At 65.6% G+C, this 19,403-nt stretch carries 21 protein-coding genes and 6 tRNA genes; 16 read left to right on the top strand and 11 right to left on the bottom strand.

Annotation, left to right across the window (positions count from 1 at the left end; genetic code table 11):
• Window positions 1–9: 9 nt before the first annotated feature.
• The 3 genes from def to AC5RVZ_RS21495 form a co-directional block, all read right to left on the bottom strand.
• A complete protein-coding gene (gene def, locus AC5RVZ_RS21505) occupies window positions 10–606 on the bottom strand; it encodes a peptide deformylase (RefSeq protein ID WP_494067701.1) in 597 nt (198 codons plus the stop codon).
• 58 nt (window positions 607–664) lie between these two features.
• Window positions 665–1,537 (bottom strand): cytochrome, encoded by an 873-nt coding sequence (locus tag AC5RVZ_RS21500; RefSeq protein ID WP_494067700.1) that lies wholly within the window; start codon window positions 1,535–1,537, stop codon window positions 665–667.
• A 134-nt stretch (window positions 1,538–1,671) separates the two neighbouring features.
• Window positions 1,672–1,746: transfer RNA gene (locus AC5RVZ_RS21495), tRNA-Val, on the bottom strand.
• Between the two features lie 343 nt (window positions 1,747–2,089).
• Between AC5RVZ_RS21495 and AC5RVZ_RS21490 the strand changes: the two genes are divergently transcribed.
• From AC5RVZ_RS21490 to AC5RVZ_RS21465, 6 genes are all read left to right on the top strand, one after another.
• Window positions 2,090–2,163: transfer RNA gene (locus AC5RVZ_RS21490), tRNA-Gly, on the top strand.
• Window positions 2,164–2,224: 61 nt separating this feature from the next.
• Window positions 2,225–2,295 (top strand) — tRNA-Cys (locus tag AC5RVZ_RS21485).
• Between the two features lie 39 nt (window positions 2,296–2,334).
• A tRNA-Val gene (locus AC5RVZ_RS21480) sits at window positions 2,335–2,406 on the top strand.
• A 38-nt stretch (window positions 2,407–2,444) separates the two neighbouring features.
• Window positions 2,445–2,518: transfer RNA gene (locus tag AC5RVZ_RS21475), tRNA-Gly, on the top strand.
• A 44-nt stretch (window positions 2,519–2,562) separates the two neighbouring features.
• A tRNA-Val gene (locus tag AC5RVZ_RS21470) sits at window positions 2,563–2,637 on the top strand.
• Between the two features lie 125 nt (window positions 2,638–2,762).
• On the top strand, window positions 2,763–3,011 hold the full coding sequence (locus tag AC5RVZ_RS21465) for an antitoxin (RefSeq protein ID WP_494067699.1): 249 nt from the start codon (window positions 2,763–2,765) through the stop codon (window positions 3,009–3,011).
• A gap of 111 nt (window positions 3,012–3,122) precedes the next feature.
• Here AC5RVZ_RS21465 and zapE read toward each other — a convergent pair whose 3' ends face one another.
• Window positions 3,123–4,160 (bottom strand): cell division protein ZapE, encoded by a 1,038-nt coding sequence (zapE, locus tag AC5RVZ_RS21460; RefSeq protein WP_494067698.1) that lies wholly within the window; start codon window positions 4,158–4,160, stop codon window positions 3,123–3,125.
• Between the two features lie 344 nt (window positions 4,161–4,504).
• Between zapE and AC5RVZ_RS21455 the strand changes: the two genes are divergently transcribed.
• The 3 genes from AC5RVZ_RS21455 to ybaK all read left to right on the top strand — a co-directional run bounded on the left by AC5RVZ_RS21455 (window position 4,505) and on the right by ybaK (window position 6,443).
• A complete protein-coding gene (locus tag AC5RVZ_RS21455) occupies window positions 4,505–5,410 on the top strand; it encodes a sulfurtransferase (protein WP_494067697.1) in 906 nt (301 codons plus the stop codon).
• Window positions 5,411–5,481: 71 nt separating this feature from the next.
• A complete protein-coding gene (locus AC5RVZ_RS21450; RefSeq protein WP_494067696.1) occupies window positions 5,482–5,949 on the top strand; it encodes a SufE family protein in 468 nt (155 codons plus the stop codon).
• Between the two features lie 2 nt (window positions 5,950–5,951).
• Window positions 5,952–6,443 (top strand): Cys-tRNA(Pro) deacylase, encoded by a 492-nt coding sequence (ybaK, locus tag AC5RVZ_RS21445; RefSeq protein WP_494067695.1) that lies wholly within the window; start codon window positions 5,952–5,954, stop codon window positions 6,441–6,443.
• A gap of 57 nt (window positions 6,444–6,500) precedes the next feature.
• Here the strand turns inward: ybaK and AC5RVZ_RS21440 are convergent, their stop codons facing one another.
• The gene (locus AC5RVZ_RS21440; protein WP_494067694.1) at window positions 6,501–7,739 is read right to left on the bottom strand and encodes an alpha/beta hydrolase family protein; all 1,239 of its coding nucleotides are present in this window, start codon (window positions 7,737–7,739) and stop codon (window positions 6,501–6,503) included.
• A 100-nt stretch (window positions 7,740–7,839) separates the two neighbouring features.
• Between AC5RVZ_RS21440 and AC5RVZ_RS21435 the strand changes: the two genes are divergently transcribed.
• The 6 genes from AC5RVZ_RS21435 to AC5RVZ_RS21410 all read left to right on the top strand — a co-directional run bounded on the left by AC5RVZ_RS21435 (window position 7,840) and on the right by AC5RVZ_RS21410 (window position 13,017).
• Window positions 7,840–8,343, top strand: coding sequence for a hypothetical protein (locus tag AC5RVZ_RS21435; RefSeq protein ID WP_494067693.1), 504 nt, complete (start codon window positions 7,840–7,842; stop codon window positions 8,341–8,343).
• A gap of 14 nt (window positions 8,344–8,357) precedes the next feature.
• Window positions 8,358–8,780 carry a peptide-methionine (R)-S-oxide reductase MsrB gene (msrB, locus tag AC5RVZ_RS21430; protein WP_494013865.1) on the top strand — a complete coding sequence of 141 codons (423 nt, stop codon included), beginning with the start codon at window positions 8,358–8,360 and terminating at the stop codon, window positions 8,778–8,780.
• A 230-nt stretch (window positions 8,781–9,010) separates the two neighbouring features.
• Window positions 9,011–10,390 carry a DUF6421 family protein gene (locus AC5RVZ_RS21425; RefSeq protein WP_494067692.1) on the top strand — a complete coding sequence of 460 codons (1,380 nt, stop codon included), beginning with the start codon at window positions 9,011–9,013 and terminating at the stop codon, window positions 10,388–10,390.
• Between the two features lies 1 nt (window position 10,391).
• The gene (locus AC5RVZ_RS21420) at window positions 10,392–11,195 is read left to right on the top strand and encodes an SDR family NAD(P)-dependent oxidoreductase (RefSeq protein ID WP_494067691.1); all 804 of its coding nucleotides are present in this window, start codon (window positions 10,392–10,394) and stop codon (window positions 11,193–11,195) included.
• Window positions 11,196–11,244: 49 nt separating this feature from the next.
• Entirely contained in the window at window positions 11,245–12,312 is a 1,068-nt protein-coding gene (locus AC5RVZ_RS21415) for a threonine aldolase family protein (RefSeq protein ID WP_494067690.1), read from the top strand.
• 114 nt (window positions 12,313–12,426) lie between these two features.
• Window positions 12,427–13,017: a DUF3000 domain-containing protein gene (locus AC5RVZ_RS21410; RefSeq protein WP_494067922.1), complete on the top strand. Its 591-nt coding sequence runs from the start codon at window positions 12,427–12,429 to the stop codon at window positions 13,015–13,017.
• Window positions 13,018–13,190: 173 nt separating this feature from the next.
• On the opposite strand, the gene AC5RVZ_RS21405 is transcribed toward AC5RVZ_RS21410, so the two are convergent.
• From AC5RVZ_RS21405 to AC5RVZ_RS21395, 3 genes are all read right to left on the bottom strand, one after another.
• Window positions 13,191–13,634, bottom strand: a complete 444-nt coding sequence (locus AC5RVZ_RS21405; protein ID WP_494067689.1) for a class I SAM-dependent methyltransferase — start codon at window positions 13,632–13,634, stop codon at window positions 13,191–13,193.
• A 731-nt stretch (window positions 13,635–14,365) separates the two neighbouring features.
• On the bottom strand, window positions 14,366–14,770 hold the full coding sequence (locus AC5RVZ_RS21400; RefSeq protein WP_494067688.1) for a VOC family protein: 405 nt from the start codon (window positions 14,768–14,770) through the stop codon (window positions 14,366–14,368).
• 73 nt (window positions 14,771–14,843) lie between these two features.
• A complete protein-coding gene (locus tag AC5RVZ_RS21395) occupies window positions 14,844–15,350 on the bottom strand; it encodes a GNAT family N-acetyltransferase (protein WP_494067687.1) in 507 nt (168 codons plus the stop codon).
• 203 nt (window positions 15,351–15,553) lie between these two features.
• Between AC5RVZ_RS21395 and AC5RVZ_RS21390 the strand changes: the two genes are divergently transcribed.
• On the top strand, window positions 15,554–16,009 hold the full coding sequence (locus AC5RVZ_RS21390; RefSeq protein ID WP_494067686.1) for a DUF6176 family protein: 456 nt from the start codon (window positions 15,554–15,556) through the stop codon (window positions 16,007–16,009).
• An 891-nt stretch (window positions 16,010–16,900) separates the two neighbouring features.
• On the opposite strand, the gene AC5RVZ_RS21385 is transcribed toward AC5RVZ_RS21390, so the two are convergent.
• Genes AC5RVZ_RS21385 through AC5RVZ_RS21375 form a run of 3 tightly spaced genes read right to left on the bottom strand, consistent with a single transcriptional unit; the run spans window position 16,901 to window position 19,168 of the window.
• Window positions 16,901–17,095 carry a hypothetical protein gene (locus tag AC5RVZ_RS21385; protein WP_494067685.1) on the bottom strand — a complete coding sequence of 65 codons (195 nt, stop codon included), beginning with the start codon at window positions 17,093–17,095 and terminating at the stop codon, window positions 16,901–16,903.
• A gap of 26 nt (window positions 17,096–17,121) precedes the next feature.
• A complete protein-coding gene (locus AC5RVZ_RS21380) occupies window positions 17,122–17,772 on the bottom strand; it encodes a response regulator (protein ID WP_494067684.1) in 651 nt (216 codons plus the stop codon).
• Between the two features lie 19 nt (window positions 17,773–17,791).
• A complete protein-coding gene (locus AC5RVZ_RS21375; RefSeq protein WP_494067683.1) occupies window positions 17,792–19,168 on the bottom strand; it encodes a sensor histidine kinase in 1,377 nt (458 codons plus the stop codon).
• Window positions 19,169–19,403 lie beyond the last annotated feature (235 nt).

Here is a 19,403-nt window from a genome sequence, read left to right as displayed (position 1 = left end):
CGCCGTCCGTCATGCCAGCGGCTGCCCGAAGGAACCGGTGCCCGCCGCGGCCGGCCCGCGGCTGAAGCCGGAGCCGACGTGCGCCGCGCGCTGGGCCTGGGTCTCGCCTGCCACACCGTTGTATCCGGCGTTGCGGATGGAGCGCAGCGCGTTCTTCCGGTTCTCCCCGGTGAGATGGTCGATGTAGAGGATTCCGTCCAGGTGGTCGGCCTCATGCTGGAAACAGCGGGCCAGCATCCCTTCGCCCTCGTACTCCACCGGGTTTCCGTGCATGTCCTGGCCGGTCACCCGCGTCCAGCGGCGCCGGCGCACCGGGTAGCCGAGCGCGGGGATCGACAGGCATCCTTCGGCGACGTCGTCCTGGAAGTCGTCGCTGAGCTCGAGCACCGGGTTGACCACGTGGCCGCGCCGGCCGTCCACGCGGAAGGTGAAGACGCGCAGGCTCACGCCAACCTGCGGGGCGGCCAGCCCGGCGCCGTCGACGTCCTCCATGGTTTCGTCCATGTCCGCCACCAGCTTGGCCAGCTCCGGCCCGAATACGGTAACCGCTTCCGCCTTGGTCCGCAGCACGGGGTCGCCGATAATCCGGATACTCAGGATCGCCATGTAGTTCTTGTCCTCACTGTTGCCGCTTCAGTACGCTGCCGATGGGTTCCGGTCCAGTTTAGTGGGCCTGCTGGACCGCCTGCAGGGCGGCCGCAGGGGGCGGCGCGATCGGCAACAGCGCCCGGCCCGCCTCGGCTACCTGCAGATGCGTCTCCCACGCCCGGCGCAGCGAGCAGAAGCGGTACCAGTGCCATCGAAGCACCTCGGGGTTGGCGCGCATCGGCCGGACTTCCGTCTCACCGATCGCCACGCCCAGCAGCAGCGGATCGTCACCGTGCGCCCACGGCTCCCAGCTCCCCGTCGCGGCGTCGACCAGCGACTCCTGCGCCTTCATGCCGGCCACCAACTGCATGACCACCTTGTCATTGAGCGCCTTGACCTGGCCGTTGCGGTCCGTGCCCTTGGTCTTGAAGTCAATCAGGCAGGTGCGCCCCGCGATACGGGCCACGAGATCCAGCGTGCCGGCGTATCCGACTTCCTGGTTCCAGACGGTGATCTCCGGGGCGATGGGCTCCACCCCGTAGAGCTGCCACCATTCGTCGAACCTGGCGGCGAATGCCTCTTCGCCGTTGGCCTTGAGCGCCTCCCGGGCACCCGCAACGTCGTGCTCCCTGTCCAGCGCCCTGAGTGCCACCTGTTCGCAGTACCCGTGGACGCGGTCCCCGCGCAGCGCGGCGGCATCCCGGTAGCGGTCGGCGGCCAGGGTCGCTTCCTTCGCCAACGAACGCAGCCGTCCCGGGTCTCCGGCGGCTTCGGCCAGCCTGGCATCGGAGGCCAGGGAGGTGGCCGCCATGTGGGCGAACCAACCGTCCAGCGTGGTCGGCTCCTGCGCGATCACGGTGGTGATGGAGGGAACCGACGGCGGCTCCGACGTGGAGCGCGCGTACATGCGGCCGTTGGCGGTGGCATGCGCAAGAAGTGGTGCAGTCATAAGGAAATCTTCTCAGGTTCCACTGACCGTTCTGGTCCGCAATGCACAGCGACGGCGCGACGGCGGCCGGCCCCGCGCCCGTTAACGAATGCATCCCCGGCCAGGCGATGCTGCCTGGCCGGGGATGTATTCCGTGGTGGGCGATACTGGGTTCGAACCAGTGACCTCTTCGGTGTGAACGAAGCGCGCTACCACTGCGCCAATCGCCCGGGTTTGCTGAGGATGCGCCGGCGCGTCCTGCAACGTCTAGAAATGCTAGCCCACGGAGGCGCTGAAACAAAAATCACCCGGCCACGACGCCTGGGCAGTTGTTACAGCTGTGGTTTTTGGGGCTCGCGAGGAACTGGGCTGCGGGTGGGCCGCGGAACGGTTCGGCCGGTCCGCCGCCGAGCCCATCGCCCCCCGGGCCCGGCCGGCCCTCGTCGTTTCACCCGCCACAGCGTCGATTGGACGAAGCGGGAATCGTCCTATAGAGTTTTTACTCGTTGGAAATCACAGCGACGCCGCGAGCCGTTCGATGAAGGATCGCGGAAAAAGTGATGGAAAACTTTTGCGGACGTAGCTCAGCTGGCTAGAGCACCACCTTGCCAAGGTGGATGTCGCGGGTTCGAATCCCGTCGTCCGCTCGCAAGTCACTGTAACGTGCCAGCGTCGCTGGCCGGTCCTAGCGCAACTGCGAATAGGCACGGTGGGGTGGCCGAGAGGCGAGGCAGCGGCCTGCAAAGCCGTATACGCGGGTTCGAATCCCGTCCCCACCTCGTTTGCGGCGACACAGCAAACATCTCGTGAGAGATCACGGGCGATTGGCGCAGCGGTAGCGCGCTTCCCTGACACGGAAGAGGTCACTGGTTCGATCCCAGTATCGCCCACTGGAACGCAGTCCGGAGTGATCCGGAAACCGTTTCGCGCGGACGTAGCTCAGCTGGCTAGAGCACCACCTTGCCAAGGTGGATGTCGCGGGTTCGAATCCCGTCGTCCGCTCTCTTTTTCATCGTTTTCTCCAGCGGCCCGCCTCGGGCACACCGGGGCGATTGGCGCAGCGGTAGCGCGCTTCCCTGACACGGAAGAGGTCACTGGTTCGATCCCAGTATCGCCCACCATTCCACGGCTCCCCCGACGGGAGCCTTCCTTGTTTAAGCCCCTGTTTAGCCGTTGAGCGCCCGCGGCGCGGTCCCTACGATGGATGTGCAGGGGCGAAAGGCCCCCCGTCGGAAAGGAGGTGGCCGTGTCTGTATTTGACGAGCTCAAGGGCAGGGCCGGAGGACTCAAGGACAAGGCAGCCGGTCTCGTGGGAGAACACTCTGGCAAGATCAAGGGTGCCGTCGGCAGCGCCGGTGACTACATCGACGCCAAGACCGGCGGTAAGTATTCCAGCCAGGTAGGCGGCCTGCAGGCCAAGGCATCCGGTTTCGTCGACACGTTTGGCGACAGGGATGGCCAGGCACCGTCCGACGGGAACACTCCGTCCGCCTAGTCCCGGGCACGCCAAGGAGGGTGCCGGACCGCCGGGAGGCGAGCCGGCACCCTTTGTCGTGAGGCCGGGTCATGTCGCGAGGCCGCTCCTGCGCGCCGCGCGCGGCGACAGCTAGACCGCGGGTTCGCCGGCCTGGCCCTCCCGGGCCAGCGCGGTCAGGCGGGAGACCGCCCGGAAGTACTTCTTCATGTAGCCGCCGGACATCATTTCCGGGGTGAAGAGCTCATCGAACGGCACGCCGCTGGCGATGATCGGCACGTCCTTGTCATAGAGCCGGTCGGCCAGCACCACGAACCGCAGGGCCACGGCCTGCTCGGTGATCGTGTGCACGTTATGCCAGGCCACCGCGTCCACGCCGTCGAGAAACTGCTTGTACCGGCTGGGGTGCACCCCGGCCAGGTGGTTGACGAGATCGGAGAATTCGTCGGCCGCCACCACCTTGCCATCGAAATCATGCAGCCGCCGCTTGAGTTCGTGGTCGCTGAGCGGCTGGGGAGCTGCCGGCAGCCCCCGGTGCCGGTAGTCCTCGCCGTTCACCCGGATGACCTCGAACTGGTCGGACAGCACCTGGATCTCGCGTTGGAAATCGACGGCGGCAAAGCGTCCCTCTCCCAGCGAACCGGGCAGTGTGTTGGAGGTCGCCGCAAGCTTGACCCCGGCGTCGGCCAGCTCGCGCATCAGCCGCGACATCAGCACGGTGTCGCCGGGATCATCCAGTTCAAACTCGTCGATGCACACCAGGCGGTAGCTGCTGAGCGCTTCCACGGTTTTGCGGAACGACAACGCGCCGACCAGGTTGGTGTACTCCACAAAGGTGCCGAAGGCCTTCGGGCCGTCAACGGCGTGCCACAACGAAGCGAGCAGGTGGGTCTTGCCGACGCCGAATCCGCCGTCCAGGTAGATGCCGGAATGGCCCTCCGGCTTTCCGCCGCCGAACAGCTTCCTGAAGCCCTTGGGCTTGGGCCGGTCGACCACGGCGGCAAAACGCTGCAGCGCCCTCACGGCCTCGCTCTGGGAGGGCTGGGCCGGGTCCGGGCGGTAGCTGGCGAAGGACACTTCGCCGAAGCGCGGCGACGGGTGCAGGCCCGCCAGCAGTTCGTCCACGGACACCTTCGGCGTCCGGCGTGAAAGCTGTTCAATCTGGGGCACGTAGGCTAACCGCTGCCTTCCTGACATGGGCTCGGAGAATGCACAGCGGCCGGAATGCCGCCAGCAAAACGATACGCTACCCCGCCCGCCGGCGGCAGCCGGTGTAAGCCAGGCCACAGCCGGGCCGGCCGGCCGCCGGTGCTCCGCCAGGGGGCCGCTGCGCTCCGGCTGGCCGCCCCTGCGCTCCGCCAGGGGCCCGGCACTCCCCCGGCCCCGATGTGACGCGGGGTGAGGACCCGGAAGCTTTTGCCTGCTCCGGTGGTTAGGCTAAACAGAAGTCCCCCGGCCGTTTTGCACGGCTGTCTGCACGCTCTGACAAGCTGCACGTCAAGGAAAGGTTTGCCATGCCCATTGCCACCGAGCACAACGAGAAGTTTGCCGCCTACGCCAACCCCGACCGCCTGGTCTCCACACAGTGGCTGGCTGAGAACCTGGGCGCGGACGGGCTGGTGGTCGTGGAGTCCGACGAAGACATCCTGCTGTACGAGACCGGCCACATTCCGGGTGCCGTGAAGATCGACTGGCACACCGACCTCAATGATCCGGACACCCGCGACTACGTGGACGGCGAGGGCTTCGCCGCGCTGCTCGGTGCCAAGGGCATCAGCCGCGACACAACCGTGGTGCTCTACGGGGACAAGAGCAACTGGTGGGCGGCCTACGCGCTCTGGGTCTTCACCCTGTTTGGCCATGAAGACGTGCGGTTGTTGGACGGCGGCCGTGACAAGTGGATCGCGGAGGGCAGGGAACTGACCACCGAGGTGCCGCGGCCCCAGGCGGTTGACTACCCCGTCGTCGAGCGCGACGACGCACCCATCCGGGCGTTCCTCACCGACGTGCTGGACCACTTCGGCAAGCCGCTGGTGGACGTCCGCTCTCCGGAGGAATACACCGGCGTGCGCACCACCATGCCCGCCTACCCCGAGGAAGGCGCCCTGCGCGGGGGCCACATTCCGACGGCGGCGTCCGTGCCGTGGGCGCGGGCGGCGGCCGACGACGGGACGTTCCGGTCGCGCGAAGAGCTCGAGGCCATCTACCTGGACGAGGCCGGGCTGAAGCCGGGCGACGATGTGGTGGCGTACTGCCGCATCGGCGAACGGTCCAGCCACACGTGGTTCGTGCTCAAGTACCTGCTGGGTTTCGACACGGTCCGCAACTACGACGGCTCGTGGACCGAATGGGGCAATGCCGTGCGCGTGCCGATCGTCAGGGGCGCCGAGCCCGGCCAGGTCCCCGCCTCGGCCCGCTGAGGAATAGCCGGCCGGCACACGACGTTAACGATGCCGAGCACGAAACCGCAAGAGAGAGCGCAAGTACCCTGATGACGGCGACTGAGCAGACGATTCCCGAACCGCTGGCAGAAATTATCGACGACTTCCAGGCGGTCACCGAGGCCGAGCGGCTGCAGCTGCTGCTGGAGTTCTCCCGGGAGCTGCCCGAGCTGCCCGAACGCTTCGCCGGGCACCCGGAACTGCTGGAGCAGGTGGTCGAATGCCAGTCGCCGCTCTTCCTGACGCTGGAGCTGGGCGATGACCCGGACCAGGACGTGCAGATCTACTTTTCGGCTCCGCCGGAAGCCCCCACCACGCGCGGCTTCGCGTCCGTGCTGCACGAGGGGCTCAACGGGCTGCCGGCGCAGCAGATCCTGGCCGTTCCCGACGATATCGCCGAGCACCTGGGCCTGACCCGCGCCATCACCCCGCTGCGGATCCGGGGCATGTCCTCCATGCTGTACCGCATCAAGCGCCTGATCACCGAGGCACGGCAACTGCGCGCCGCCTCGGCCTGACCGTGGCCAGGAACAAGCCATCCGCCGGGACCCCCGCCACCACGCTGCTGCAGCGGGCGGGGGTTCCGCACGTGCTGCACACCTATGCCCACGACCCCGCGGCGCCCAGCTTCGGTCTCGAGGCCGCGGAGGCGCTGGGGATGGATCCCGCCCGCGTGTTCAAGACCCTGATGGCCGTCGTGGACGAATCGCTGGCGGTCGCCGTCGTGCCCGTCAGTTCCAGCCTGGATCTGAAAAGACTCGCCGCGTCGTTGGGCGGAAAGCGCGCGGCCATGGCAGACCCGCAGGTGGCCCAGCGGCGCACCGGGTATGTGCTGGGCGGGATATCGCCGCTGGGGCAGAAACACGCCAGTCCCACGGTGCTGGATTCCACCGCCCGGGACTTCGGCGCCATTTTGGTCTCGGGCGGCCGCCGCGGGCTGGATATCGAGATCGCCCCGGCGGACCTGGCCGCGCTGACGGGCGCGTCCTTCGCCCCGCTGAAGGCCGGTTAGGGCTCTAGCCGACCGGACGGGGCGCGTCCTTCGCCCCGCAAAAAACCCTTTGAGGCTTTAGCCGACCGGACGGAGCACCCGGCTCAACCAGGACGTGACGACGCGCTCCCAGCGTTCCGGGTCCACGTTCCATTCGCGGGTGTGGCCGGCCCCGCTGAAGGGCTCGAACGTGACCAGCGGGTTCTTCTCGGCTAGCGCAGCCGACGGGCCGTGCGGCACGAAGTCGTCGTCCTCGCTGTGCACGATCAGCGTCGGCACATGCAGCTCGTCGGCCCGGGCCACCCAGTTCATCATTTTCAAATCCAGCGGGGCGGCGAGGCCGGTCAGCAGCCGGCCGGCCTTGTTCGAGATCAGCCACTGCGAGAACTGCCCCACGGCATCCGGAATCCGGTTCAGCTTCGCTTGGTGCGCCAGCACGTCGGTCCAGTCGATCACCGGGGCGTCCAGCACCAACGCCCGGATCCTGCTCCGGTAGCGGGACTGGTCCGCGGCCTGCAGGCTGATCGCCCCGCCCATCGACCAGCCGAACAGCACCACATCCTCCGCCCCGTTCGCCAGGGCGTACCCGATCGCCGCCTCGACGTCGCGCCATTCGGTCATCCCCAGCCCGTAGCGGTGGTCCGGGGCGGAGGGGGCTTCGCCGTCGTTCCGGTAGGAGATCAGCAGCGACGCCATGCCCAGCCCACGGACCGACCGGACGGCGCGGATCCCCTCAGCCCGGGAGGCCCCGCGGCCGTGCACCATGATGGCCCAGGTTTTCGCCTCCGCCTCGGCGCGGACCAGCCAGGCCGGCGCAATGCCGCCTTCCACCGCGATCTGCACTTCCTCATTCGCCAGCCCGACGGCGGCCGGGTCCGGGTAGGCCGCACCGCCCCACCAGCCGCGGGTGGCGGCGGCGAGGTCGCCGGCATACACCTGCTCGACCCTGCGCTGGACCGTGCCTTCCCGCGGCGAGTAGGACGTCACCTCACCCACCCGCGCGACCGAGCGTCCGCCGTCGAAATAGACGCTGTAGACGCCTGGCGCCGTGGTGTCCAGGGTGGCCGGCAGGATGATTTCCTGCTCCGGGCCGGTTCCGACGACGGCCAGGATTTCGAGGTCCTGGACGTGCTCGCGGACCGGCGTGAGCACCTGGCGGGCGAAATAGGAGGCCAGCCCCGAGGTCGCTCCCGCCAGAACCGATCCAGCGCCCGCTCCCGCCAAGGCACCGAGCAGCAGCCAGCGGCCGCGGGGCAGCTGGCCGTCGCCGGCTGAGGTGTTCCGGCCGGACCGGTCTGAGCGTTCGAACACAGCCATGGGTCCATTCTTGCCGGTGCCGGTGCCGACCGCTAACCGGCGCGGCCGTCGGCGCGCCGCGTTGTTGTCCCCCGCTTGTGCTGCTGATTAGGCTGGGCGCATGACCGAAACCATCGTCGTGCTGACCGAGGAACCGCTCAATGACGCCGACCTGCAGAATTTCGGCTGGCTGGCCGGCGAGCAGACCGCCGCCGGGCAGACCACCTTCCGGGTGCTGATTCCCGAGGACACCAAGCGGAACCTGCTGCTCGATTTCGTCGAGCGGCTGAGCATGCTGGAGGTCGGCACCGCGTTCCGCGAGCTGGCGCACGGCCAGCCGACTCCGGAGGAGGCCCGGCACGAGGCCGACGAAGCCCGGCGCATCTCCGCCAGGCTGCTGTCGGAAGCGGGCTTCAACGCCACGGTGGACATCGTGGAGGACGACGGCGTGTCCGCCCTGGTCAAGTACGTCGCGGAACATCCGGCAGACCGGGCAGTTGTCATCACCCGGCCGCATTCCATTTCCGATACCTTCCATACCGACTGGGCCAACCGGGCGCAGGACAAGCTGGGCATTCCGGTCCTGCACCTGTACTCGGGCTCGGGATACATTGGCGACTCGTGAACGTTGGAGAGACTATGAGCAACACAGAGGCCGGACAGTTCCCGGTGACCAAGACCGACGATGAATGGCGGCAGGAGCTGAGCCCGGAGGAATACCACGTGCTCCGCGAGGCCGGCACGGAGCGCCCCTACACCGGCGAATACTGGGACACCCATACCGAGGGGGTCTACAGCTGCCGCGCCTGCGGAGCCGAATTGTTCACCAGCAAGGAGAAGTTCGACTCCCACTGCGGCTGGCCGTCCTTCTGGGCGCCGCTGGCCGAGGGCACCGTGCGCTACCTGCGGGATTCGACTATGGGGATGGAGCGGATTGAAGTCCGCTGCGCCAGCTGCGACTCGCACCTCGGGCACGTGTTCGAGGGCGAGGGCTACGGGACTCCCACGGACCAGCGCTACTGCATCAACTCGGTGTCCCTGACGCTGAAGGACACGCAGTAGCTTTTCGTACCGCGCCTCCCCCCGCGCCTGCGGCGCTTATAAGTTTCATCTGATTGAGCCCGGCCAGCACGAGCCGGGCTTAATCATTCCCGCCCGCCGCGGCACCGAGCATTACAGTTCCTTACGTGAGGTCGCTTTTGACATAAGTAGGGCTGTTGCGTTGCTACGCTCACTACATATTCCAACGTCAGGCGCCGGGAGAGCCGGCCCGATGGAAAGGCGAGGCGACGATGACCATCACCCCCACCCGCAGCAACCACAGTGCCGCCGTGCACGGCAATCCGGCGCAGCACCCGGCCTGGCTGCGCCTGAAGGAGGCGGCCGCCGCGCTGCGCGGACTCCAGGTCCACGACGGCTCGGTACCGGACGACGGCAACAAACCCGCTGCCGCCGGACACACCGACGTGATCATCGACGCCATCGGCCAGCTCGCCCCGCTGTTCGAACACGACGCCGACTACCTGGAGAAACTGGTTGTGGATTTCCGCCGCTGGCGCGACGGCGGCTTCGGCGTCCCGGACTTCCTGGACTCGCTGCTGGCGTTCCAGCCTCAGCAGCACCGGATCAACGGCCTGCGGCACCTGGTGGTCTTCCCGATGTACACGCAGAACGGCAGCAGCGACCGGCTGGTCGAAGCCGTGCTGATCGAAGTCATTTGGCCGGACTTCATCGGCGAACTGGAATCGGGCTCCTACTCCAACAAACTGTTCGTGCCCATCCGCTTCCTGGACTTCACGGCCGGCTACGACACCAACTCGGCCGTGCTCTTCCCGGAGACCGTGGCCGTGCGGGAAACCCCGGCCTTCACCTGGGGCGCCATCTTCGCCGACCGCGAGGCTGCCCGATTCCGCAAAGTGGTCCGCGCCGCGGCCGACATCACCTCGCTGGACCTGCCGGAAGAAGCTGCGGCCCTGCTCGATGACCAGCAGTTGACGCAGGAAACCTTTGTCATGTGGGACCTGATCCACGACCGCACGCACATGCGCGGCGACCTGCCCTTCGATCCGTTCATGATCAAGCAGCGGATGCCTTACTTCCTGTACTCGTTGGAGGAACTGCGCTGTGACCTGACCGCCTTCCGCGAGTCGGTGCGCCTGGTCCAGGACGCCACCGCGTCCGACGAGGTCCGCAAGCACGCCCGGCTGGTGCAGTACGCGGTGATCTTCGACCGGATCTTCCGCTTCGCCATCACCGGCAATCGGGTGCGCAACTACGACGGCCTGGGCAGCCAGTTGCTGTTCGCCTGGCTGCACCAGCACCGGGTGCTGCACTGGACGGACGGCAAGCTCTCCATCGACTGGGACAACGTCGCGGACGCCGTCGTCGCCCTGGGCGGGGAGATCGAGGAGCTGTACTGGCGCTCCATCGACCGGCCCAAGGTGGCCCACTGGCTGGCCGCCTACGAGATGCTGACCAAGACGCTGACCCCGCACCCGGCCTCGGTCTGGGCCAAGGGCCCCGAGGCCCTGCCGCTGACCGGGCTGCCGCGCGAGGTCACCGACCAGGTCATGGACGACGAGTTCCCGCTGTCGATGTTCTACGAGGCCCTCTCGCGGAAGATGAAGCCGGTGATCGAATCCACCTCGGGGATCACCGGAGAGTCGGCCTGACATGGCCGCCGCCGAACACCAGGGCACCGGCGACGGGCCACCCGACGCCGCACGGCTGCTGGCCGCCGCGCCCGGCCCCGGCCGGCTGGCCGGCCTCACGGTGGTCGTCGCCGGCGCATCCGGCGCCTCCGGCCAGGCCGTCACCGCGGCCCTGACCGCCGCGGGCGCCACCGTGCTGGCGGTCGGCAGCAGCAAGGTCCGGCTCGACGCCGCCTACGCGGAGAACGACGCCGTGGCCTGCTTCCAGTGCGACCTCGCCGACCGCCGGGCCGTGGAAGAGCTGGCCGGCGCCGTCGCCGCCGGGCACGGCGGGGCCGACGGCCTGATCCACCTGGTGGGCGGCTGGCGCGGCGGCCAGGGCCTGGCCGGGCAGTCGGACGAGGACTGGGACTTCCTGCACCGGCAGCTGATCAGCACGCTCCGGAACACCACCCGCGCGTTCTATTCACAGCTGGAGGCCTCCCCGTCCGGCCGGGCGGCGATCGTCTCGAGCACGGCAACGGATTCCCCCACCGCGTCCGGCGCCAACTACGCCGCCGCCAAAGCCGCCGCGGAGAGCTGGATGTTCTCGGTGGCCGACGCCTTCCGCCGGGCCCAGTCCTTACGCAAGGAGGATCCCGCCCCCCAGCGCTCCGCCGCCGTCGTCCTGGCCGTCAAGGCCCTCCTGGACGACGCCATGCGCCGGGCAGATCCGGAAAAGGCATTCGCCGGTTTTACCGACGTGGCAGACCTGGGCCGCGCCGCCGCCTCCCTGTTTACGCTGGACGCCGCCCGCCTCAACGGGGAACGCATCCGGCTGGCCTGACCCGGGCCCGGCTGTGACGGCACCCACTGATTAAGGAATACTGAAACACGTGACTGACTCCCCCCTGCTTTCCGGCTCCCTGCACGACACCGACCTGCGCGGCTTCGCTTCGGACAATTACTCCGGCGTCCATCCGGAGGTCCTGACCGCGCTGGCCCACGCCAACACTGGGCACCAGGTCGCCTACGGCGAGGATGCCTACACGGCGCGGCTGCAGCAGGTGATCGCCGGACACTTCGGCGACGCCGCCCAGGCTTTCCCTGTGTTCAACGGGACCGGCGCCAACGTGCTGTCGCTGCAGTCGGTGTTGCCGCGGTGGGGCGCCGTCATCTGCACCTCCACCGCGCACATCAACGTGGACGAAAACGGTGCGCCCGAACGCGTGGGCGGGATCAAACTCCTGGCTGTGCCGGCCGACGACGGCAAGCTCACCCCGGAGCTGATCGACCGCGAGGCGTGGGGCTGGGGCGACGAACACCGCGCGCAGCCGCTGGCCGTGTCCATCACGCAAAGCACCGAGCTGGGCACGCTGTACAGCATTGAGGAAATCCGCGCCATCGCCGACCACGTGCACGAACGCGGCATGAAGCTGCACATGGACGGGGCCCGGTTGTCCAACGCGGCCGCCTCGCTGGGCACCGACCTGCGCAGCTTTACCACCGACGCCGGGGTGGACATTCTCTCGCTCGGCGGCACCAAGAACGGCCTGCTCTACGGCGAATGCGTGGTGGTGCTGAACCCGGATGCGGCCCACGGGCTGCAGTACCTGCGCAAGATGAACATGCAGCTGGCCTCGAAGATGCGGTTCATCTCCGCCCAGCTAATCGCCCTGTACGACGGCGACCTGTGGCTGCGCTCCGCTTCGCACGCCAATGCGATGGCCGCCCGGCTGCGTGCCGCCGTCGAGGGCGTCGAGGGGCTGTCCCTGACCCAGCCGACCGAGTCCAACGCCGTGTTCGCCGCGCTGCCGCCCGGGGTGGCGGACCGGCTGCGGCAAAAATTCCGCTTCTACGACTGGGATTCGTCGCGCGGGGAGGTCCGCTGGATGTGCTCCTTCGACACCACCGAAGACGACATCGACGCCTTTGCGGCGGCCATCCGCAGCGAACTCTCCTAGTTGCGCGCCGGGATGCCCACGGCTTCACGGCGCGCCTGCCTGACGTCTTATAGCACCAGGGCATAATCTGGCTGTGTGAGTGCGATTGATCTCTCAGCAGTGCCGCCTGAGTTCATGCGCGCGCTGTCGGCCTTGCGCCAGGCGCAGTGCCGGAATGAACTGCGGCTGGAGGAAATTCCCGCGCCCTCCCGGCTGGCACCCTTCGCGGTGGCCCTCGGCGCCGAAGTCATCGCCGAACCGGGCCCGCGGCCGCTCCACGGCCCGGTGGTCACGGCCCTGCAGACCGCCGACGGCCCGGAACTGGCCACCGGCCGCTTCATCCTGCTGCATGATCCCGAAGGTTCGGCGGTCTGGGACGGTACCTTCCGGATCGTTACCTACATCCGCGCCCAGCTCGACGCCGACATGGGCAACGACACCATGCTCGGCTCCGTCGCCTGGGACTGGCTGGTGGAGGCGCTGGAGAACCACGGCGCCCCATACCGCAACGCCGGGGGCACCGCTACCCGCATCCTGTCCGAAAGCTACGGCACGCTGAACGGGCGGCAGGACTCGATCGACATCGAGCTTCGCGCCTCCTGGACGCCTGCTTCAGCCGACATCCGCTCCCACCTGGAGGCGTGGAGCGACATGGTGTGCACCTACGCCGGGCTGCCGCCGCTGCCGGAAGGCGTTGCCGCCCTGCCAAACCGCCGCCGCAACTGACCAACCGCCGCCTGCCTGCAGGGCTCCCCGTGCAGGCTCCAGTCGGGGCGGCCGGTTAACTTGCCGAACATGAGGCAACAGGTCAGCGGAGCCGGCGATATTGAGTTTTTCAGTCATGGTGTCGTCCTTCTTGTCCGAGAAGCCGGGGCGGTTGGGGCGGCCTAGGTGACCGGTCAGCTTCCCTTCTCCCCCGTTGCTTTTGGTAGCAGGGCGCCGCCAGGGCTGAGGACTCGACTGAACTCCAAGAGAGGAGCGCGTATCGTGTCTGGCTCATAGTGGATCAGTGAGTACCAAGCGAGCACTCCACCAATTGTCCCGCTATTGACATCAAGAGCGTCCAGGCTGCCTGACCGGAACGGAATGCCGGGATTGGCAACGCGTGCATGCTCGATGAACTCGGGAACCAGGTCCACTCCGGGTGGACGAATGCCAGCTTCACTGAGGAAGTTCGTCCAATGGCCCGGACCGCAGCCAGCGTCTAGTACCGCACCCTCGATACCGTCCGCCCAAGTCGCCACCAGTTGACGGTCTGCAGGGTGCGCGGCACCCATTGAAGCAAAGCGTTCCACGTATTCCGCCGCCCTGCGTGAATACGCATCGCGAACAACGTTGACCATGTGTTCGAGTCTAGGCATGCGAAGGTAAGCGTCCGGTAGACGATCCTCCACTGGGACAGATCCGTCACCAAGGTGTGCCCCGAAGATCTATGTCCCCTTCCGGCCACTCGCTGGCATCGCGTTTGGCGGAGCAGATGAGGTTTGGACCACCCTGAGACACGACGACGGATTTCTGGTCTAAACGAGACAAGCACCGTTCCGTGGCATAGACCTGAATCCACCCCGCTGACTCATAAAACGGCACGACTTCCCTGCAGCATCCGAGAAAGCCAAAGTCGACCCCGGTCTCATCACGCATCACCTTTTGAGCATGTCGCATTACTCGACTGCCAAGACCCGTACCGCGTGAGCGTTCATCGGTAAAACACCTCCCGTGCCAGAGACCGTGACTTCATCGGCGCCCACTACGATCCGGCGACGTTGAAAGCCCACATGAGCAGCCAAAGCTTGTCCGCGGAACGCCAGGACGTGAGTGCCTGCCGGCGAATACCCGTAGGGCGCATCGGGGTTCCACGGGCCAAAATCGTTTAGCATTGTCGAAAAGGCTCTGGAGCGCATCAAGTTAAGTTGCAGTGAGGTCGACGTGTCGTCGCACTCGGATGACTTCACTCATGCGTGCAGCATATCTGTCCGCGTCAGCACTGATCCGATCCATGGCCGTAAGCCGGTGGCCGAACGGGGGCTCCAACATTCCTAAGGGGATCCTTCACCGGACACTCTCAATATTCTTCTTACCTGGCAGCTACGAGCTCGATCTCGAAGCCGTCTGAGTTGAAGAGGTAAGCGGCATAGTGCGCAGGTCCGCCAGCGTACGGATACTTGTCTTGGAACAGCTGCATCCATCCGTGATGAGCGCGTTCCACGACAAGCGCATCCACGTCTCTTTGGCTTCCGGCGTGAAACGCGAGGTGGTTGAGGCCTGGTGCAGTGCGCTCGTGTTTCCGACCGGTCAAGGCTGGTGACTGTTCAGCCACTATGTAGGTCTGCTCAAGTCGCCAGCTGATTCCTGCGTCCCAGCTTTGGTAAGTGGTGTATCCCAGTCGCGGCAGAATCCAACCCCACTCCTGCTTGGCGCGGTTAATGTCAGGGACCCATACCTCGATATGGTGCAGGGATCCCGTGGGAGGGGTGTTCACATTGGGATTCTTTCATGGTCGATCACAGCTGGCCGCAGACCGTCACTCACCGGGCTATACAGATGGAAAGCAACTACTTCAACACTGCGACCATCTGGACGCGACGCCCGTACCTAGCAAGCTCGAGGCTGTCTTCAACATGGACCAGTTTGCGGTGGAAGTCAGTCGAAGGGTCCTCCTCGACAAAACCGGCTCGCGAGTAAAAAGGCGCGTTCCAAGGGATATCGGCATACGTACGCAGGGTCAACCGGTTATGCCCCCGTCCTCGGGCTTCTTCCTTCGCGGCATCGATCAGCATGCGCCCATATCCGCGACGACTATATTCGGGTAAGACCGAAAGTTGCTCTAGGTGGGAAATCTTGTCTGACTCAATGACGTGCACGAAACCCACGACAGCGCCTGTGTCGGTCGCTTCAGCGACCAGGACGTATCCGGGCTCTGACGCTCTCGAAGCGCCAGATGGGGCCGGCGGCCACTGATCAGGAAGCAGCCAATCAATGAGGAGCCGATCGGCAGCATTCTCGATCGTCTCGACTGCAGCGTAGTCAGCCGGTGTCGCGAAGCGGATTCGAGCGGTCACCAATTGATCATATGGTGACTGCCCGTAAGCCGGTCCCCCACCGCGACAAAGATGAGCGAGAGCTTATGCAAGTAGGTGAATAGACAGTGAGAGATGCAATTCATGTTCCATCACAGCTCATTACTGTCCCTTTTGAGGTTCTTGAACGAAACACGTCCGCGCTAATGGCGCCCCTGCGCGGTCAACGCCCTAAGACTACTGTTATGACCTCTCCTGACGCTGACTTCGAGATCCCTTTCACTCCGGTACCGCGCAACTTTCCTGGGCACCAAATGCCTCTATCAGTACCTCAAGGTATGCGCCTCGAACTTAGCCGCTCACGCATCGTGCACGGCAAGGAGCAGGCATTCGAGGAGTGGATGAACATGCTCAATTCGCGACCGGATGAGCTGCAGCAAGGACTCTCGGCGGAGCGCGCGGTCTTCGAAGCAACGTTCCGAAACGTCGAAGCCGACGGCTCAACGTGGATCTATCACCTAGCTTTAATGGGCGATGAATCGGGAGGGCTCGACGAGTCCATTCCCATTGATGCTGACCATGCAGCGTACAGCCGGAGCGTGAAAGAGCCGGGCTGGGAGGAACTCGAACCTCGCTTCATGCTCGCTCCCAATCATCTCCTCGAAGCTATGAGACGCTGGGCCGTGAACGGGCACGATTAATATCTGGATCCTCGAGTGCGAGGCGGGCTCGAATGGATGGCCTGCCCGTAAGCCGGTCCTCCACCGCGACACTCCCCCATCAAAATCCGGACAGTTCAATTCGTGTACGGACCGCCCCCTGAGCCGGTGGTCAAGATGTCACGAGGATATGAGAGCGAGACGCTACGGTGTGCTTATGGCTTCTATCGTTTCGGCCCCGGGAGACCTGGTTATCGCCACGAGCGACGGCATCGATATTCGCTTTGCCGGGATCCGGGTCGACATCGATCTTCCACCTCATGTCGACTCATCCAGTGGCGGCAGCGGAATCCGGATAAGTCTTGAGGGAGTTCGAGGACCTGAGACGCGCCAGCGCGACGTTCACTTTGATGCCGCCCGGCAAGCGTGGGTAGAACGACGGAAAACGCACGGAAGCGAGGGTGCCGGCGATCCGCCACCGATGCCCGGGGTACCTGTCTTGGACCGAGTGGGGGTTCGGGTTACAGATGACATCGGAACTCAATACCGGTGGGCAGGGGGCCACGTCGCGGGAGACGGAACCGACTGGGAAGCCTTCTCGTTCTACTCCCCTACGCCACCGGAGACAGCGCAAACCCTCCGGCTGTCGTTCACTCTCGACGGCAAGCCGACAGGTATGGAATGCAGGGTGCGACTCCGGTGAATCAGCTCTGGACAGATTAGATAAGAGTGCCACTTCCGGTAGACGCTTCTGTACAGCGCCGCACTCACGCGCCGGAGGCAACGGCAGCCTCCGCAATCCTGGTGATTACAGTTACTGGTTGCGGTCAAACCGCAGTGCAAGATGCGCCCGGCGCCTCACTGGATCAGACAGATGATGTATTAGCCGGAGCAAGAACACTCCTTATCGTCAGCCGGCCTTGAGCACTTCGCCTACCTGTCGCCTACTCCAACGCGGGTTACTGAGCCGGCCCCGAAGTGCCGTGAAATCTGGGCCGCCATCCGAGCGGCGCCAACCAGCATCAGCACGGTGGTGAAGATGAGAAGGAGGGCAAGGAAAAACAGGAAACCGAGCCCGAGGGTCAGAAGAAAGGTCATGTAGAGGGCGACAGCTGAAAGGTCCATCATTTGTCCTTACTCCTCCTTCCTTCTGTTTAGGTGCCCAGTAGTCGGCGTTCGTGGGCGAATGCGACCAACTGGAGGCGCAGTTCGAGCTTGTCCAGCACGCTGCGCAGGTGGGATTTGATGGTGGCTTCAGAGACGAACAGGCTCTCGGCCATCTCACTGTTGCTCAGGCCTTTAGCCGCGAGCAGGAAGACGTCCCGCTCCCGCACCGACAACACATTTAGTACGGACAAATCCGGCCCGTTGGCGGGAACGTTGCGGGCTGCATGCTCGAAGAGGGAGTGGATGGATCCGGGGGCGATGACGGAGTAGCCGGAATGAACGGTACGGATCGCCGCCAGTAGAAATTCCGGTTCCGCGCTCTTGAGCAGATACCCGCTCGCCCCGGCCTGAACAGCCTGAACCACGGCCTGATCCCTGTTGAACGTGGTCAACGCAATGATCCTCGGCTTGTCGATTCCGGCTGCCGCGGCGTGCTGCACGATCCGCAGGGTGGCCTCGACGCCATCCATCACCGGCATGCGCAGGTCCATCAGCATCACGTCCGGACGCCGTTCGATTGCCAAGGCAATCGACGCTTCCCCGTCACCGGCCTCCCCCGACAGTTCCATGTCCTCTTGGCTCTCTATCAACATGCGGATGCCCGCCCGGAACAAGGGCTGGTCGTCCACCAGGGCCACGGTGATACGCGTCCCGCCATCAGCCACGGTCGTCCGCTTCCCGTACGACACCTGACTGCCGGGGAAGGCCTGCTGCGGCGAGAGCCGGCTGGACTTCCGCATCCGTAATGTCACCGAAAGTGCCCCCGGCTTCGGCATCGGCAGTATCGTCCGCGGGCGTCGCTTGCCGGGTCCCGTAGGGGATGAAGACCGTCACACGGAAGTTTTCGCCGTCGGGTCCGGCAGTCAGCCAGCCGCCGGCCAGGTGGGCGCGTTCGCGCATACCGGGAAGTCCCCTCCCGACCCGGGCCGTGGCCGGTTCCGCGGCGTTTTCTTTTCCGGTTGGGGCGACGGCCGAGGCCACATGCATAGTCAGGCCCGGCCCGCTCCAGTCAAAGTGGAGCTGCACATCGGTGCCGCGCCCGCCATGTTTGAGGGCGTTGGTCAGGCACTCCTGAACGATTCGGAAGACCGCCACCTCCTGCCCGGCCGACAGCTCCACGGGCGTCCCGGACTCGGTCGGGTGGATCTTCAAACTGCCGCGCTGCATGCCTTCGATGAGTGCCGGGATGTCGCTCAGTTGTGGCTGGGGCGTTGCCATGCCGTCGTCGTGGACTCCCTCGATCACCCGTTGGGCATCCACCAAGGCGCTGCGGGCAGACCGGGCGATCGTGTCCAAGGCGTTGAGGACGGCTTTGGGCTGGTCTTTGCTCAGGTAGCGGGTTCCATCGGCCTGGGCTGCGACGACTGCCAGTGAATGAGCGAGGACGTCGTGCAGATCCCGTGCGATGCGGGTCCGCTCCTGCTCCACGATCAGGTCGATCTCGGTTTCCTGCAGATTGCTTTGCGCCAGTTCGCGGGCCCGGAACAAACCGCCCCGTTCCTGATACAGCGCCGCCAGGCCGCCGACGGCAGCGCAGGCTCCGGCGATTAGCAGGAGGAGTGCAAACAGCTGCCAGCCATAGTCCTGCAGCATCCACCGGTCGCCGGCCTGCGCAGGCGGGATCCACCCCACGCCGTCGCCATATCGCCACGAGAGCATCAGAAACGTCATGAGGGCAGCGGCGGTCACGTTCACGCCCACAGCGATGTACCGCTGCCGCGGCGGGGCAACCCAGATGATAAAACCAAGAGCGACAAAGGAGCCGAGGTAAATGGCCCAGTGGTTGGCCTCCATCGGCGAAAGGATGTGACTTATCTGTCCGGCGAGGAGTGCAACCGTGAGCCCGAGGGAGACCAAGGGCTTCCAGGAGGCAGTGGCAACCGCCAGTGTCATCAGCACCAGCGGCCAGTTCCCTGGCCATGATTGCCAAGACCCTCCCATCCTTCCTGCCTCGGCAATACACCACAGGGTGAAGAAAAGGACGGCCGCCACGGGGGCGCCCCAATGCCGCGCGAATTTCAGAACCGGTTCCATGCCAGTCACCATATCCACGGCAATCACACCGATCCCGCTATATCGGCATAAATTCAACCTGAAAGCCAAATGATTCATTCTTTGAGCCAGATTTTGGCTCTGCGGCGGACCGCGTCCATCCACCGCAGGCCTTTCGTCGATAGCACGACGACAGGCGCCGTAGGCCAAGGTGCTTGGTCGGTGATCTGGCCAGGAGTGAACATCATCAGGAAGTCGGTTCGCCCGCGCTACTTCA

This window comes from Arthrobacter sp. Cza30, from assembly GCF_059090765.1.
This window is presented reverse-complemented; position numbering and strand designations above follow the sequence as displayed.